We start from the raw sequence: 17,230 nt of genomic DNA, 5'->3' as shown, positions 1-17,230 counted from the left end.
TGCGTGCCGGTCAGCGCGGCACTGGCCGGTCGCCCCACACCTCGGGGCCGGCCTTGCAGTAGCCGTCGATGAAGGCCTGCTGCGATGGCATCGTGGCCACGGCCCGTTCGAGGGGACTGCGGATGGAATCCAGCAGCCTGCGCAGGTCATCGTCCGCCAGTGCGCGCGCCAGCGGATGGGGGGCGCCCGGCTGGATGCCCTGGCCCAGCATCACGTGGGTCCAGGAATCCACGCGGAAGAGTTCGTCGGGGTCCTGCCAGGCATGCGCGCGCTCGCGCCACGCGCGCAGGCGGATGTCCAGCGAGTCGGGCAGCGGCATCTCGCGGCACGCCTTCCACAGGGGCTCGTCGCGTTGCGTGGCGTGGTAGTGGAGGATGATGAAGTCGCGCACGTGCTCCATCTCCGCGCGGCTGACGTCGTTGTACAGCTCCACCAGCGAGGAGGCGATGCCGTCGAAGGGGAACAGCTGCACCAGCCGCACCACCGCGCTGATGGCCAGATGGATGCTGGTCGATTCCAGCGGTTCGATGAAGCCGCTGGCCAGGCCCAGCGCGACCACGTTGCGGTTCCATGCCTTCAGCCGGCGTCCGGTCCGGAACGGCACCAGCCAGGGATCGCGGATGGGCGGTGCGCCGACGTCGCGCAGCAGCTTGGCACGGGCCTCGTCATCGGACATGTGGCGGCTGGAGAACACCAGCCCGCACCCCACGCGATGCTGCAGCGGGATATGCCAGCGCCAGCCGGCCTCGTGCGCGATGGCGCGCGTGTACGGCACCGGCGGGCCGACGGACTCGGTCTGCACGGCGACCGCGCGGTCGCTGGGCAGCCACTGGTTCCAGTCTTCATAGCCGGTCTGCAGCGTCTGTTCGATCAGCAGGCCGCGGAAGCCCGTGCAGTCGATGAACAGGTCGCCTTCGATGACCTGTCCGTCTTCCAGCACCAGCGCCTGCACGGCGCCATCGACGGCGTGCTGCCTGACCTCGCGGATCTTGCCCTCCACCCGCCGCAGTCCGTGGCCTTCGGCGATGCGGCGCAGGAATTTCGCGTACAGGCCCGCATCGAAGTGATACGCGTAATTGACCTGCGGCTGGGTCTGCAGCGAGAACCGGTCGCCCCGTGAGGCGAGCGTCTCCAGGCAGAAGTCGCCCAGCTCCGACGGCATGCCGCGGCGCAGGCTGTCCAGCCAGAAATGGTGGAACGCCGCCGCCCACGTGCCCTGGCCGGTGATGCCGAAGGGATGGATGTAGCGTTCGCCGGGACGGCGCCAGTTCTCGAACGAAATGGACAGCTTGAACGTGCCGGCCACCGCGCGCAGGAACTCCTGCTCGTCGATCTGCAGGAAACGATGGAAGGTGCGGATGGGCGGCACGGTGGATTCCCCCACGCCGACGGTGCCGATCTGCTCGGACTCGACCAGGGTGATGTCCAGGCGGTCGCGGAACTGGTGCGAGAGCGCGCAACCGGCCAGCCAGCCGGCCGTGCCGCCGCCGGCAATCACGACTTTGCGGATGTGGCCTTCAGGCTTGTCTGCGGGATCCACTGCGGTTGCTCCGGATGTCAGCGATTGAGGCGGCCGATCAGCATGGCGCGGATGCGCCGCGCCAGCGTTTCGTCGATGGGTCCCAGCAGGTCGCGCGCCTGCGCGGGCAGGTGCTCTCCCGCCCGCCCGGCGGGACCGAACACGTAATACTCGAAGATCTTCGCCCAGGCCTGCTTTTCGCTGGCGGGCAGGTCGCGCACTGTCCACAGCGCATGATGGAGGGCGGAAAGCGGCGAGGACAGGAACGCCGGAGAGCGGCGCCACCAGTAGTTCACCAGCACGTTGAACGGCTCCAGACCGCGCACGTGGTGCCACCACATGCTGGGGATGAAGAGCACATCCCCCGGCTCGAGCACGGCCGTCTGCGCCGTTGCCAGCGCCTGGCGGAAGCGGGGATGGCGTTGGAAATCCGGCCGGTCGAAATCGACCACGCTGACGACCTGGCCGCCCGGCGTCGGATCGAGTGGACCGGGGTACAGGTTCTCGATCTGATCCGGCGGGAACAGGGTGAACCGCCGCCTGCCGACGGCGCAGCAGGCCAGGTTGTCGGGCACGTCGAAGTGGCAGGACGCGACCACACGGTTGCCGATCCAGATGCTGGGTGGCGCATCGATTCCATGCCGGGCCAGGTGCAGATCGTTGTCCTGCGCCAGGCCGGGAAGCGCGCGATCGACCCGCAGCGACGCCACGTAGTAGGTCGGCGGCCGCGCGTCCTCCAGGTGGCCTGCGATATCGTCCAGCACCTGCGCAAGCACGCCGCGCCGGACTTCGAAGTTCAGCCGGGTGAAGTCCTCGTTGTAGAACGGCCGGCCTGCGATGTCCGGGGTGCCGAAGGAGTACTGCACGGGCACGCCGGCATCGAAGCTGCGCAGATAGGCCATCGCCTCCCGGGTGGACCGCAACCCCGCCTGCACCAGCCCCCATTCGCGCACGAGGCCCTTCAGCACCACGGGCTGGCCGTCGGCCATCAACGCATCCAGCGGCAGCGCATCGATCCCGACGTCCTCGCGCGTGCGTATCGCCGTGCCGTCCGCCATGACCTCAGCCCCTGGCGGATGCAGGCGCGGCGTCCTGCGCACGCAGGCGGCGCTGCTTCTCGGCCATCAGCCGGCGCACGTTGTGCAACGACGCCAGCATCAGATACGCGCCTTCCAGGTAGCCGGTCCGATTGAGCTGGTACAGCGACGGGCCGTCCAGCATGGACAGGCGGTCGCGGTCGATGCCGTGCAGGCCATTGACGACCACCCGGTGCCGTTGGTCCAGCTGCACGTCCAGGTTGACCGGTTGTATCAGGCCGTTCGCATCCAGCGCCGCGAACATCGCGGCCCCGTAGGTGGCGCCGTCGCGGATGCCGCGCAGGACGTTCGCAATGTGTTCGAGGTAGGGCGTATTGCCCCCCTGCGGGAGGAAGACGGGCTCGCCGGACGCCGCCTTCACGCGCGGATGGTCCAGGTCCACGTGCATCACCGCTTCCTGCCTGAGCTCGCCGTCCACGTGCTGTTCCTGGAAGCCGATCAGGAACGGTCCCTTTGCGGTGGCGCCGGGCAGATAGGAGGCATTCCAGCGGCCGTCCTGCAGGAACAGGTTCTCGCGTTGCTCGAAACCCAGCAGCGCGACCGACTGCCACGCGCCGCCGTCCGGATCCTTGCGCAGGAAGATCGGATACTCGCGCTGCAGCTCGGCGAACTCGCTGGGAAACGCCGGCACCATCCCCACGTCGTCGCCGAACTCGGGGCCGAAGCCCGTCGCCACGCGCAGGTCGCGGTGCGACACGTTGTTGAGCACCTCGTAACGGGCCATCTTCCCTCCCCAGAAGCCAGCCGACCGCCTTCCACATACTAACGCCAGCGGAACGGGGCCGCGCCGGCTGCCGCCCCATCCGCACGCCTCGACAAAGGGGACCGCTGCTCGCGCAGCGGTCCCGCTCGGCGACATCCGGAGAGGGCGGTTATCGCCAAACTCAGAACTTGTAGCGGACGCCCACCATGTAGCGCGGGCTCTGGTCGGCCAGCTTGACGATCATCTCGTCGGTACGCGCACGCCAGCGCACGTCTTCGCCCGTCAGGTTGATCGCCTCCAGACCGAAGGACCACTGGTCGTTGAGCGTGTAGTTCACGCTCAGGTCCCACTGCTCGTATTCCTCCACGTAGTACGGGTTGCGGCTGGCGCCCTGGTTGGCCAGGATCAGGTACTCGTCGCGCCAGTTCCACGCCAGACGCACCGACCAGCCGTACTTCTCGTACATGAACATGGCGTTGGCGGTATCGCTGAGTCCGAGCAGCGCGAACTGGTCGACGGACGGGTCTCCGCCGTCGTCGTAGCCCACGTCGCCGCGCACGACGGTGTAGTTGGCCAGGATGCCGAAACCGGTGTCGCCGAAGAAGTACTGCCCGCCCAGCTCCCAGCCGTGCAGCTTGGCCTGGTTCTGGTTGATCGGCCGGTTGACGTTGAACATGTACAGCGGGTCGTCGGCTTCGCCGTACAGGTTGTAGGCCGCCTCGGTCGCCAGGGTCTGCGCGCCGGTACCGTCGAACGCCGCCAGCCCGGCCGGGTCGTTGCGCAGCAGCGCCAGCGCCGTGAACAGCGAGGTGTCGTTGGCCGAGCATGCGGCCGCGTTGGCCGCCCCGACCTGGGCGACGCAGGCCGCACTGGTGAGGAAGTCCAGCGCGGCCTGCGCATCGGGGCCGGAGGTGGGATCGCGCAGGCCGTACAGGGATTCCTGGCCGATGGTGTTGCCGATGAAGTTGTCGACCGACTTGTTCCAGTAGGTCAGCGACACATAGCTCGCATCGGCGAAGTACCACTCCAGCGCCAGGTCCAGGTTGTCCGATTCCAGCGGCTTCAGGGCCGGGTTCTGCGCGGTGCCGCTGGCCCGCACGGACGGATCGATGAGCACCGAACCGAACGGCTGCTGCGCGCCGGGGCCCGCGTAGAGGTTGCCGTAGGGCGCACGCGCGATGCTCTTGCCGAACGAGGCGCGGCCCTTCAGTTCATCCGTGAAATCGATGCTGAAGTCCAGGTTGGGCAGGATGTAGCTGTAGCTGGTCTTCTCGCTGAAGGGCTGCTGCTCGTCGGACAGCACGATGCGGAAGTCGTTGTTGGCCTGCCACTCGATGGCTTCGGGAATGGCGATCACCGAGGTCGACACGACGTCCGTGGTCTCGTACCGCACGCCCAGGCGGGTGTTGGTGCGCATGCCGCCCAGTTCGCCGTCCAGTTCCACCTGGAAGTAGGCTGAATGAGTCTTCTCCTCCACCCGGTTGTCGGCCGCGCGCTGCGGGCTGACGCCCAGCCCCACGCCATACTGGCCCGCTGCCCATTGGGCGAGTTCGCCGGCGTTGCCGCGCCATGCCGGCCAGCTGGCCGCGCTGAAGTCGTCGAACAGGCCGACGATGTTGACCGGACGCAGCAGGTCCATCAGTCCGGCCGCCGTGTCCGAATCCACGTTGGCCACGCCCCAGTCGCCCAGCGTCGAGTACGCTTCCGCCGCCTGGATCCGGTGCGTCGTCGACTTGTTGGTGTCCACGCCGAACTGGAAGCGGCCCTGGTCGAAGCTCCACTCACCGTCGATGCGGGCCTGCTTGATCTCGCTGACCTGGGTCTGGGCGTTGATGCGCAGCACCTGCGAGCCGATCTCGCCTTCCACGAAACCCGGATTGACCACGCCGTTGGTGCCGGCTATCGCGTCGTCGGTGGTCGGATACCAGGTCTGCGTGCCGACGGGCAGGCCGTTGTTGAACGCCAGTTCCTGCACCCAGGAGCCGCCGCAATGCGGGCCGGTGGTGCAGTTGTTGGTGCCGGCGATGCTCATGAAGATGGAACCGCCGCCCGTCAACGGATCGTTCGGCCGGCTCTCGTTCTTGGAGTTGTGGGCGTCGAAGGTGAGACGGAAGTTGTCGCTGACGTCCCAGGCCGCGTTGAAGCCCAGCGAACCCAGCTTGTACTTCTGCATGGTGCGCTGCTGCTCGAGCCCGAAATCCTTGGTGCCCGCGATCTCGCGGATGTAGATGGGCACGGCCACCGCGCCGCTGGTATCGAACTCGATGTCCGTGTAGTTGCTGTTCTGCAACCACATGCCCTGTTCGCCACGATTCTCGGTGATCTCGTTGGTCGAATAGGTGTAGTCCAGCGTCAGCGTCAGGCTGTCGGTCGGCGCGAACTGCACCACGGCCTGGCCGTTGACGCGCTCGCGCTCGAAATCCGAGAAGGCGTAGCGCAGGTCGTTGGGGCGCGCATACAGGTCGCCGATCGCCGGTGCGTTGACGACGTTGGGGTTGCCGGGCATGGTCCCGGTCCACGGCTGCACGTTCCAGTAGTTCTCGGTGGCCTGCACCGACCCGCCCTTGCGCTTCTGCTGGCTGGCGCTCAGGCTCACGCCGAAGGTCTTGTCGGCATTGGTGAAGCTGAAAATGCCCGACAGTTCCGGGGTGATGTCGCTGTCGAAAGGCTGGCTCCGGTCGGAGACGGCCTTCGCGCTGGCGCTGGCGACGACGCCGTCGTAGTTGAACGGACGCGCGGTGAGGATGTTGATGGTGGCGCCGATGCCGCCGCTGGGCACCTGCGCCTGGCTGGTCTTGTAGACCTCGATGCCGTTGATCGCTTCTGCCGCCAGCTGTGCGAAATTGAACGCACGCGTGCCGCCGTCCACGCCGCCGATGGCCACCTGCCCGGCCGCGCCGTAGGCATCCGCACCCGGCATCTGGCGACCGTTGAGGGTCACCATGTTGAACTGGGGTCCGAAGCCGCGCGCCGTGACCTGCGCGCCTTCGCCATCCCGGCGCTCGATCGAGATGCCGGTGATGCGCTGCAGCGATTCGGCCAGGTTGGTGTCGGGGAATTTGCCGATGTCCTCGGCGCTGATCGCGTCGACGACACCTGCGGCATCGCGCTTGATGTCCATCGCCTCGCTCAGGCTGCTGCGCATGCCGGTGACCACTACCGCGTCCAGCTCGGTCGCTTCGGTGGACGCCGCCGGTGCCTGCTGCGCGGTCGGCGCAGGCGGCGGTGCGTCCTGTCCGAACGCGGGATTGATGACCAGCACACCTCCGACGAAGGTGAACATGGCCCTCGATTTGAACTTCGCCAACTTCCGGCTCATGAACTTGCCCTCAGGTCTGGAGTTCTACGGAAACTGCACGCACTCATGGATCTCCCCTTCTCGCTGCGATCGTGATGGATGTTCCGCCCCCCCCTGGGGCGACCACGGGCGGGGCCCGTCTTCCAGACCAGGTGTTGGCGGGCCCCGACGGTTCCGCTGCGCATCCTGGCTTCAAGCGTGACGACGACGCGATGGGAACGGGCGGCCGGCGGACTGCCGGATTGGCCGCACATCAGTGGTAGCGCTACCATTGCGTTGCTGCGGAGACTAATCATGCGTGTTCGCGCTTGTCACCATGCAGCGCAGCAAAGCGCAGGCATCACGGGCGGGCGACGAAATACGCCGTTTTGATGAAAACGCTTCCAGCTGCCGCAATGCGCCAGTAACACCGGTTTCTCCCATCCGTCTTAACAGTCCACGGAAACCCAGCACGTGAAGAAGGTCCGCAAGGCCGAACGCCGCAAAGGCCGCGCCATCACCATCGACGAGGTCGCACGCCATGCCGGTGTGTCCCCCATGACGGTATCGCGCGTGGTCAATGGCCACGCCGGCGTCCGCGACGGCAACCGCGAGCGCGTCATGCGCAGCGTGCGCGAACTCGGCTATCGGCCGAACCTGGCCGCCAGCGCACTGGCGGCGGCCCAGCACACGTGCATCGCGCTGATCTATACCAACCCCAGTTCCAGTTATCTGCGCGAACTGCTGGTCGGTGCTCTCCGCGGTTCCGCCCGCGCCGCCGCCCAGCTGGTGATCGCCACCTGGGACGGCCTGGACGCAGAGGGCCGGCGCAATGCTGCGCGGCAGATGGCCAAGAGCGTGGCGGGCGTGGTCCTGCCGCCTCCGCTCTGCGAATCCCGCGCCATCGTCACCGAGTTCGCGCAGGCCGGGGTACCGGTCGTGTCGATCGCATCCGGTCACTTCGGCGAAACGACGTCCTGCGTCCGCATCGATGATCATCGGGCGAGCCTGGACATGGTGGCGCACCTCATCGCGCACGGCCATACCCGCATCGGCTACATCAAGGGCGACTCCAACCAGACGGCCAGCGGACACCGCTGGCAGGGCTACAGGGACGCGCTGTCCGCGGCCGGCATCGCCTACGACGACAAGCTTGTCCAACCCGGTTATTTCACTTACCGGTCCGGACTGGAGGCCGCCGAACGGCTGCTCGCACTGCGCCGCCCGCCCACCGCCATCTTCGCCAGCAACGACGACATGGCGTCGGCGGTGGTCTCGGTGGCGCATCGCCGTGGCCTGGACGTTCCACGCGACCTGTCGGTGGTCGGCTTCGACGATACCTCGGCTGCGACCATGGTGTGGCCGGAACTGACCACCATCCACCAGCCGATCGCCGCAATGGCGGATACGGCCATCGACATCCTGCTGCGCGAGATCCGCAGCAGCGCTGCCGCGGCGCGCGTGGTCGTCCATCACGTCGTGCCCCACCAGCTGGTACAGCGCGCCTCCGTCGCGACCCGCGACAACTCCAAGCCCAGGAAAGACCGGCGCGACTAGCGGGCCGCTTTGCCCCCGGAGGAGCCAACGGCGGTCAAGGGCGAATGACACCGCCCATGGGATGCCCGGCCGCCGGAAGTCGCGGGCCTGCGTTGCGGCCGTTGCCATGAAGGCCCGCGACGGTCAGCACGCCGCGTCGGAACAGGGCATGGGGAAGCGATGTCCTCCCTGCGCATGCCAATGCGAATTGGACACAGGAGCGTGGTGCGGTGGCGGGAAGGCAGACGCGGCCCGTCGCGGCTCCATCCTGGATGGAGGGCGAGCCGCCGGGGGAATAGGGGTCCGAACGTCCTCGGCAGGTGCCTCATGTCGCCCGCATCGCATCAGCACCGGCAGGCCCTTGTCGAGAGACCCATGAAGAGTTCAAAGATAATCCTTGTTTCGTTGCTGGCGGCGCTGGGCGCGGGATTCGCGTTGCCGGCGAGCGCGCAGTTCAAGGTCAACGCCACCTTCCGCAACAGCAGCGAACCCGGGTGGACGTTCTCGGGCAACGACAATACCGGCAACAACGACAGTGGCATCCTGACCGGTGGCCGCGGACCGATCTCCGACGGCAACAACACCAATGACGCGGTGGGCAACGGCTGGCTGCGATTGACGACCGATCGCGCCAGCCAGGTCGGCAGCGCACGCTATACCGGCGGATCGTTTCCTTCCAGCCAGGGCGTGATCGTCGAATTCGACTATGTCGCCTGGAGCGGCACGGGCGCGGACGGCATCAGCTTCTATCTGTACGACGCCAACCAGACGATGGCCGGCGCACTGGAGGGTGCCGGTCTGGGCTACTGCGAAGGAGCCGGCGGTTATCTGGGCATAGGCCTGGACGAGTTCGGCAATTTCTCCGGCCAGTTGCCCAGCGTGATGGGCGGATGCTCGTCCCTGAGCGGAAGCCCCGGTTCGGCGGCCGATCGCGTGGTCGTACGCGGCCCCCTCAGCGCCAACAACGTCTACGTGGGCGGCGCCGCGGCGCCTGGCGGCATCGATGTGCCATCCACCGCGGTCCGTCCGGCCGCGGACAGGGCGCGCGTGCTGCTGATACCCAATGGATCTGGCGGTTATCGCGTCACCGTCGGCCTGGGCCAGGCCGGCGGCACGATCAGCAACGTGCTCGCCGATCTGAACTTCCCCTACACCGCGCCAGCCAACCTCCGCATGGGCTTCGGCGGATCCACCGGCGGGCTGAACAACATCCACGAGGTGCGGGGCGTGGTGACGTCCACGCCGGCGGACATCGTGGTGACCAAGACCGCTGCGTCGGCCACCGGCTACCTGCGTGGCCTGCCGATGACCTACACGGTGACCGTCACCAACGCCGACATCAATCCGGTGGACCCGGGCAATCAGGCTCCCACCATCAACGGGGCCAATGCGGCCGATATCGTCGACACGATACCCGCGCAGATCGCCGATACGACATGGACGTGCACCGCGACGGCAGGCTCCACCTGTCCCGCGGCGAGCGGCAGCGGCCATCTTTCATTCGCCGGCGGGTACACGCTGGCACCGGGTGGCGTGCTGACCTTCACCATCACCGGCACCGTGGCCACCACCTCCGCCTGCGGCGCCACGGTCGGCAACACGGCCAGCGCCGACTTCGCCGCCACGGACGGGTTCGCCGATCTCGACCCGTCCAACAACAGCGCCAGCGCGACGTTCACGGTGCGGTGCCCCTCGTTGACCGTGAACAAGGTTTCGGTGGATGGCGTCGGCACGTTCGGCTTCACCGGCACCAACGGCATCCAGTCGCACAGCATCACCACCGGCACCGCCGGTACGGCCGTGGCCGGCGCGATGCAGACCCTGACGGCGGCGGGCGTGGCGACGACCATCACCGAGGCTGTACCGCCGGCTCCGTTCGAACTGGGCTCCATCGCCTGCACGGGCCTGGGCACCGGCGGCGCCGCGACGGTCGACCTGGCGACCAGATCGGTGACCCTGGATGCGCAAGCCACCACCACGGCGGGGCCGATCTCGTGCACCTTCACCAACGAGACCCGCAAGACGGACCTGCGCGTGGTGAAGACGGCCTCGCCGATCCCGGCGGCAAGCGGCAGCATCGTCGACTTTTCCCTCACGGTGACGAACAGCGGACCGCTCGCCGCATCCGACGTGTTGCTCAGCGACACGCCCGGGGCCGGACTCGACTGCTATTCCCCCGGCAGTACCGCGACCTGCAGTGCCTCCGGCGGCGCAAGCTGTCCTTCGCCCACCGTCGCCGTGAGCGCTCTGCTGGGGGGTGGCATCACCCTTCCCGCACTGCCGGTCGGCGGGGAGGTGGTGGTTGCGCTGCGTTGCACGGTCACCGCAACCGGACTGCCTTGACGGCGCAGGCGTACGTGCCCCCTGCCGAAGGGTAGGATCGCGGCGGCAGTGCGAACGCGGCCTGCGCCTGCGGCCACGTCATCCAGCGAACCGCTCCCGGGAAGTGCCGGGACGATGCTGCGGCACGGATCCAGGATGGCCGTGCCGGGGCCCGGGGGCAAACCGCCAGCCCCGCTCCTTCGACCACGCCTCCGGCAGATGCGGTATCCCTGTGGAGACCGCGTGCCCAGACTGTACCCGACGGTCCACGACCCCACGCACGCCAGCCTGTATCCTGCGCGTATCCGAATGACCGTCTTCAATGTCCGACCTTGAGGCCCGTGCGCTCCGCCTGTTCGACGAATACGTCGAACTGGCGCCACGGCGACGTGCGGACGCCCTGGCCGCGCTACGGACGCGGGAGCCTGCGCTTCATGACGCCCTGCACAGGCTGCTCCAGGCGGATGCGGCCTCGTATCCGCTCGAGGGCGGCGCGCTCGATGCGCTGTACGCCGGACACGCCGGACACGAGGGGGGCGGGATGGACCCTTCGTGCTTCGAACGTATCGGCACCCTGCTGGGACCTTGGCGCATCGATCGCGTGCTCGCACAGGGCGGCATGGGCGCGGTCTACCAGGCCAGTCGCGCTGACGGCCAGTACGAGAAAACGGTCGCCCTGAAGTGCATTCGCGCGGAGATGTCGTCTCCCATCCTGGTCGATGCGTTCATGCGGGAACGCAGTCACCTGGCGAAGCTCGATCATCCCAACATCGCGCCCCTGCTGGACGGTGGCGTGGAGGCCGACGGACGGCCCTGGTTCGCCATGCGCCTGGTCCAGGGCGTTTCGATCGACGAGTGGGCGGAGCAGCAGCGGCTGGATCTGGCCGCGCGCATCAGGCTGCTCCTCCAAGCCTGCCGCGCCCTTCAATACGCCCATGCCCACGGCGTGCTGCATCAGGACATCAAGCCCGGCAACCTGCTGGTATCGGCGGATGGCGTGGTGCATCTGGTCGACTTCGGACTGTCCACGCTGATGGGCGGGCGCGACAGCGGCGCATCCCCGCCCATTGCGGTGTCCAGCGGCTATACCGCGCCCGAACTGCTGACAGGGGGCACCGCTTCGGTCGCGGCCGACGTGCACGCGATGGGCGTGGTGCTTTACCGGTTGATGGTGGATGCATGGCCCCGCCCGCCGCAGCCACTGCACGCCCAGCTGACCGGCATCGGCGTACGTTCCGCGCACGCGCCCTCGAGGCTGGCCGCAACCGCCCTTCCGCAGGTCGCCTATCTGCGCCAATGCCGCGATACCTGCATGTTGCGCATGAAACTCCGGGGAGACCTGGATGCCATCGCACTGAAGTGCGTCGCGCTGGAGCCAGGCGAGCGCTATGCCAGCGTCGGCGCTCTGATCGACGATCTGGAGCGTTGGCTGGCGCGCAGGCCCGTGCGGGCACGTGGCGCAGGCCGTGCGTATGTCATCGGCCGCTTCTTCCAGAGAAACGCACTGCCCACGCTGCTTGTCGGCATGGTGATGCTGATGGGCGTGGCGGCGGCGGGCGTATTCGCATGGCTCCACTGGCGCGGCCAGCAGGAAGCCCGCGACATGCTGCTGGTGTCCACGATGTTCGAGCAGACCCTGGGGGCGGCCACGCTGTCCGGTCTGGCCGAAGCGCGCCCGTCCTCGCGCCAGTTGCTCGAGAAGACGGAAGCGCACCTGCGTGCACTGCCGCCCTCGTCGAGCCCGGTGATCCGTGCCCGCGCGCTGACCTCCCTGGCGCGCAGCTATGCCGTGCTGGGCGACTATTCGCACGCGCTTGCGCTGGCCTCCCAGGCCAACCGGCTGCTGACGGACAGTCCTGCGCACCAGTCCGAGACGCAGGCCACCCTCGCGACCCTGCTCAATCTTCAGGCGCGCCATGCCGAAGCGCGCGATGTCGCCGCCCAAAGCCTTCGCCAGTCGACATCCGCCCGCCCCACGGCGGACATCACCACCCTCAATCTGCTGACGGAGCTGGCGCGTGCCCACTGGGGATTGTCGGAGCACGACGCCGCGTTCGACGCCCTGGGCTTCGCGCAGACCGTGGCGGCGGGCCTGAGGTCGCAGGCGGCGCTCGATACCCAGGTCGAACTGTCGATCCTGCGTGCCCAGTGGCATCTGCAACTGATGAACATTGCCGACGCCGGTCGCGAGCTGGATACCGCAACGGCATTGGCCCGCGAGGCCTCCCCATCGCTGGCCGACAGCGTCAACGAAGCACGGCTGACGCTGCTGCTGCTGAAAGAGGACCACCGCCAGGCCGGGCAGGTGGCGGAAGCGCTGCTCGCATCGCGCCGGCAGCGGCTGGGCCCGGAGCATCCGGACACCGCACGCAGCCGGCGCCTGAGGCTGGAGGTGCTGGAAAGACAGGGACAGGCCGCCCATATTCCACCGGCCACCCTGCGTGAGACGCATGCGGCCATCGTCGCCGCCTACGGGAAAGCACACCCGGAGTACGCGCACCAGCTACTGCTGGAAGCGCGCCTGGAGCGCCCGCATGACGTGTCGAGAAGCGTCAGCGTGTCCGACGGCGCGATACAGCTGCTGGAACGCATCCTGGGCCCCCGCCATCCCACCACGCTCGCCGCCAAGGAGGAGCAGGCCCAGGCGCTGGTCCAACTCGCTTCCACCCAATCCGGATCCGCTCGGCGGATATCGTTGACCCATGCCATCAGCATGCTGCAGGAAGTGGTGCACACCACCCGGCAACGCCAGCAGCCTTCGCCCAGGGCCAAGTACCTGCTGGCGCAGGCACTGCTCTTGCGCGCGGCGGACAGCGCGCCGGATGCCGCGACGGACCGGAGGCGTGCGGAGGGCTTGCTGCAGGATGCGCTGGTGGAAGCCAGCCGCCAGTTGGGCCCGCGTCATTCGGCGACGGTGCGTATCCGGAATGCCCTGGTCGGGAATTTCCTTCCGGCATCCCGCAACGCTTCGGCGGGCACGCCCGCCGCCGCTGGGCGATGATCCGGTGCCGGCCGCGGGCCCGTCCTGGGCCCCGGCCCGCGGTGGGTCAGTAGGTGCCCACCAGGTTGAGGAACCAGCCCCTGTGGTCGTAGTCGAAGTCGGTCAGGTCGTCGCTGAAATCGGTGAAGTTGTAGCCCACGCCGATGCGGAAGTTCTTGTTCAGGTCGCGGTCCACACCCACCAGGACGCCCTGCTTGGTACCCCCGTCCCCGACATCGAGCCAGCGGTATTCGGCCAGCGCATGCCATTGGGTACGCAGGTCGTAACGCATCTGTGCGGCGGCGAAGGTGGTGGCCGAGTCCAGCCACACGCCGGTCCCGCGGCCCATCCGCACTTCGCCCTCGCGACGGGCCAGCTTGCCTGCGAATTCCCAGCGCTGGTCCAGCTTGTACACGCCTTCGAAGGAGAGGATCTGCGACTTCTGGTCGTACTCGGCCCCGCCCAGCTGGCCCAGCGTGGCCAGGTCGTAGAGGTAGGTATAGCGCCCGAATACGCCCCACCGCTGGTTGTCCCAGGGCCGGTAGGCAGAGCCCACGTTGCCCTCGATGAACTTCGCGCCGGCCAGCGGGTTGAGCTGGTCGTCGGTATCCGAATAGTTCAGTCGCGCGGCGATGCGCCAGCTCTCGTTGATCTTGTGGGTCAGGCGGTGGGTGCTGACCCATTGCTCGCGCTGCTCGGCGCCGCGATCCTCGCGCCACTCCAGCTTGCTCTGCCAGTCCGTGTCGGGCGAAGTGCGGCCACCGGACACGCTGATCGCGCGGCGGTCGACGTTGCCGCCGGCCGTGTTGGTCAGCTCGCCGTCGGACAAGGTGAAGCCCATGTTCCAGCCCTGCGCCGGATAGAAGTCCATGCCGAAGGTATGGGCCAGGCCTGATTGGCTGGGCTCCTTCAGGAACTGGCTTTCGTTGTACAGGTTGACCTGGTTGGACAGGCGCCAGCGCTGGCCCAGTGTCCAGCCGTTCTGCGCGTTGCGCGTGAACAGCGAGTCGTAGGCCGTGGTGTCGGTGGAGTACGTGTAGGCGCCGTACACCGAGTGCTCGGGCGTCAGGCGGTGCTCGGCATTCACGGTGGCCGCCTGGCCGCGGTCGCCGGTGGTGACGTCCGCGCCCACGGACGAGTTGTCGCCATACAGGTACTTGCCACCCAGCGTCAGCGCATCGTTGTCGGCGTACTGGCCACCGTCGTCGTCGAGCGTGAACTGCGCCAGCCCGTACAGTTCCAGCGTGCTGCCGAAGCGTTGCAGGTATTTTACCGCGCCCAGCGTGCCGGCCGCATCGAGGGAGGTGCCTTCGGTATCCACGCGGCGCAGTTCGGCGCTGAGCGTGCGGGTGTCGTCCAGGCGCCATTCCAGCGTGGCCTGGGCCTGGGTCAGCGACTCGGCGGCGCTCTCGGCACGGGTGTAGCGTGCGTACACGCCGAGGTTGGGGGTGAACTGGCCCTGCACTTCAGCGCCGTACTCGGTGATGGCCTGGCCGGTGTCGTAGCGCGAGATCGAGTAGCCGGCACTGGTGTTGCGCCACCAGGCGCCCATGCTCCAGTCCTGGTCGGTCCAGCCCAGCTCCTTGAGGTTGGCGCGCGCCTCCAGCGATTTGGCCTCGCCTTCGCGGCTCAGGCTGGTGTCGTTCTGCTGGATGAAGCTCAGGCCACCGTTGTCCGAGAAGAACACCGGCGCACCGAAGGATTCGGTCTGGGCGTACTCGGCCTTGAGGTAGGTGCCCTTGCCGGCCTGCAGGGTCAGGTCGCCCGCCGCGAGCGTGTAGTCCTCACCGGCGCGGTTCTCCTGCACGTAGGTGGCGCCCACGCCGACGTGGTGGCCGAACCAGTGCTTGCCGCGGAAGCCGGCACTGACGTCGTCGGCATCGAAGCCGGAGGGCACCCACTCGTAGTCCACCAGCAGGCGCTGCTCGAAGCCATCCAGCGGCGCGTCGCGGGTGAGGGTGGGGATGTTCTCGCGGGTGACCTGCGCCAGCGGACGGGTCAGCAGGATGCGGCCCTGCAGTTCGTCGACCTCGTAGTCCGCCCCCCGCTGCAGCACCACGCGGTTCTCCACCCGGCCCGTGGTCAGGTCGCGGATCTCCAGGGTCACGATGTCCGAACCCGGCAGCAGATCGGTATGCCGCAGGTAGTACAGGCTGCCGCCGGTGCCGATGAACTCGTTGTGGCCCGGCGCCGTCTCGGCCTGCGAGCCGAACACGCGCAGCTCGGTGCCCGGATCGCCCCAGCGGTTGGTGGCCAGCGAACGCCAGTTCAGCGCCGCGCCGTACAGCGAGCGCTGGTATTGCGCGTACTCGGTCCCGGCGATGCCCGTGCTGTAGTTGCCCCACAGCGCCTGGTTCTTGTCCCAGTCCACCCGCAGGTAGAACCGGCCCATCGTGTCCACGTCGCGGTAGGTGGTGGAGTCGTCGCCGTAGACGGGGTAGTACAGATCCGGATCCAGGCGGCGGAACACGTCCTGCGGATCGGCCTGGGTGAAGCCGTTGAACAGCCGCTCCAGGTCCCGTTCGGTCGTATCGGCCTGGGCCGTGACCAGGTATTTGCCGCGCAGCTTGGCCTTGCCGTAGAACGCCAGCCGGCCGTCGCTGATCACATCGTCCTGATAGCGCGTGTCGTTGGCGAACGCGGCGCTTGAGCCGCTGACCTTGTTCTGCGCGATGGTCACATCGGCCAGGCCCACGCCGAAGAAGTAGCGCCCGGTCACATCGACATCCAGCGTATGGGACGCTGTCGACCCGCCAGCGCCCTGACCGCCTCCCAGACCGATCTGGAACCGGTGGTGGCCCACCGGCACCAGATACTCGGCCACGAACTTGCGCTCCTGATCGACCGGATAAGCCTCGCCATTGAGGGTCAGCGAGGCGGTGGCGGGAATGTTGCGGCCCTGGATGCGGATGCGCGATCCGTACATCGGGATGTTCTGCTGGCGCAGCCCGTTGCCGGAGAACACGCTTTCCACCAGGCTCTGCGTCTGGGCCTGCTCGGCGCTGAGCGAGGCGCCCTGCGAACGCTCGATATCGGTGCGCAACTGGTCGATGCCGCGCTCGGCATCCTCGAGCGACACCAGCTGCAGCGTACGCGGATACGTCTCATCGAACGCGCCATCCTTGCCGTAGGCGCGCAGCACGTAGACCAGTTCGTCGCCCTTGCGGAACCGATACCGGTCCGGCAGTGCGCCCTCCCATGACGTGCTCGACACCGCCGCCACCTGGACCGGCACCGAGGCGATCGGCTCGATCAGGTCGCCATCGCTGCTGCGGTACAGCGTGATCTCCATCCGCTCGATGAAGGCCGGATAGTTGCCGCGCACATAGAACTGCACCGGACGGGCGATCCGCTGCCCGTCGAACGGCACCATCGAGGGCGCCGAGACCGACAGTTCGGCCTGGCCCAGGGTGGGGTCTTCGGTGGCCCAGATGACGCCGCCGCCAGGCAGGTCGATGGAGAACTTGCCCATCGCGGTGGCCTTGCCCGGCTGCTCCATCGCCACGGTGACGCGGCGGTCCGGTTGCAGGGCTTCGGAGCTCGAGGTGCTGTCGGTCCCCTGCGTCACCGGCCTGTCGTAGCCGCGGGTGCGCAGCCGGAACAGCAGGCCTTCTTCGCCCGTGCAGCGTTCGCCGTCGCAGTCCACGGCCGCGGCCGCACCGGCCAGGCCATCCTGCTGCGCCTGCGAGGGCGGGCGCGACGGCGCAGCCGTCTGTGCGCCGGCCAGCGGCGCCGTGCCGGCCAGCAGGCCGATCAGCGTGTAGTCCAGCAGTTTCATCTTCATGCGCTTCTTCAT

8 protein-coding genes are annotated in these 17,230 nt (G+C 67.9%); 3 read left to right on the top strand and 5 right to left on the bottom strand.

Going from position 1 to position 17,230, the window contains the following annotated elements; all coding sequences use genetic code 11:
* Positions 1–10: 10 nt before the first annotated feature.
* The 4 genes from MUU77_RS00995 to MUU77_RS00980 form a co-directional block, all read right to left on the bottom strand.
* Positions 11–1,540 carry a tryptophan halogenase family protein gene (locus MUU77_RS00995; protein WP_245090524.1) on the bottom strand — a complete coding sequence of 510 codons (1,530 nt, stop codon included), beginning with the start codon at positions 1,538–1,540 and terminating at the stop codon, positions 11–13.
* Positions 1,541–1,557: 17 nt separating this feature from the next.
* On the bottom strand, positions 1,558–2,577 hold the full coding sequence (locus tag MUU77_RS00990) for a cupin-like domain-containing protein (protein ID WP_245090522.1): 1,020 nt from the start codon (positions 2,575–2,577) through the stop codon (positions 1,558–1,560).
* Positions 2,578–2,581: 4 nt separating this feature from the next.
* A complete protein-coding gene (locus MUU77_RS00985; protein ID WP_245090520.1) occupies positions 2,582–3,340 on the bottom strand; it encodes a SapC family protein in 759 nt (252 codons plus the stop codon).
* Positions 3,341–3,500: 160 nt separating this feature from the next.
* A complete protein-coding gene (locus MUU77_RS00980) occupies positions 3,501–6,638 on the bottom strand; it encodes a TonB-dependent receptor (RefSeq protein ID WP_245090518.1) in 3,138 nt (1,045 codons plus the stop codon).
* A gap of 516 nt (positions 6,639–7,154) precedes the next feature.
* Between MUU77_RS00980 and MUU77_RS00975 the strand changes: the two genes are divergently transcribed.
* The 3 genes from MUU77_RS00975 (at position 7,155) to MUU77_RS00965 (ending at position 13,455) form a co-directional block, all read left to right on the top strand.
* Complete coding sequence (locus MUU77_RS00975; RefSeq protein ID WP_245094110.1) at positions 7,155–8,153, top strand: LacI family DNA-binding transcriptional regulator; 999 nt, start codon at positions 7,155–7,157, stop codon at positions 8,151–8,153.
* Positions 8,154–8,507: 354 nt separating this feature from the next.
* Positions 8,508–10,475: a hypothetical protein gene (locus tag MUU77_RS00970; RefSeq protein WP_245090515.1), complete on the top strand. Its 1,968-nt coding sequence runs from the start codon at positions 8,508–8,510 to the stop codon at positions 10,473–10,475.
* Between the two features lie 301 nt (positions 10,476–10,776).
* Positions 10,777–13,455: a serine/threonine-protein kinase gene (locus tag MUU77_RS00965; protein WP_245090512.1), complete on the top strand. Its 2,679-nt coding sequence runs from the start codon at positions 10,777–10,779 to the stop codon at positions 13,453–13,455.
* Positions 13,456–13,501: 46 nt separating this feature from the next.
* On the opposite strand, the gene MUU77_RS00960 is transcribed toward MUU77_RS00965, so the two are convergent.
* Entirely contained in the window at positions 13,502–17,230 is a 3,729-nt protein-coding gene (locus MUU77_RS00960) for a hypothetical protein (RefSeq protein WP_245090509.1), read from the bottom strand.

It is taken from the genome of Pseudoxanthomonas sp. F37 (genome assembly GCF_022965755.1).
GTDB lineage: Bacteria > Pseudomonadota > Gammaproteobacteria > Xanthomonadales > Xanthomonadaceae > Pseudoxanthomonas_A.
Note: the sequence above shows the minus strand (reverse complement) of the source record. Positions and strands in the feature narration are given on the sequence as shown.

Coding starts and splice junctions, on each gene's coding strand:
- MUU77_RS00990 (WP_245090522.1), bottom strand. CDS start 2,577: ATGGCGGACGGCACGGCGATACGCACGCGCGAGGACGTCGGGATCGAT.
- MUU77_RS00985 (WP_245090520.1), bottom strand. CDS start 3,340: ATGGCCCGTTACGAGGTGCTCAACAACGTGTCGCACCGCGACCTGCGC.
- MUU77_RS00980 (WP_245090518.1), bottom strand. CDS start 6,638: ATGAGCCGGAAGTTGGCGAAGTTCAAATCGAGGGCCATGTTCACCTTC.
- MUU77_RS00975 (WP_245094110.1), top strand. CDS start 7,155: ATGACGGTATCGCGCGTGGTCAATGGCCACGCCGGCGTCCGCGACGGC.
- MUU77_RS00970 (WP_245090515.1), top strand. CDS start 8,508: ATGAAGAGTTCAAAGATAATCCTTGTTTCGTTGCTGGCGGCGCTGGGC.
- MUU77_RS00965 (WP_245090512.1), top strand. CDS start 10,777: ATGTCCGACCTTGAGGCCCGTGCGCTCCGCCTGTTCGACGAATACGTC.
- MUU77_RS00960 (WP_245090509.1), bottom strand. CDS start 17,230: ATGAAGAAGCGCATGAAGATGAAACTGCTGGACTACACGCTGATCGGC.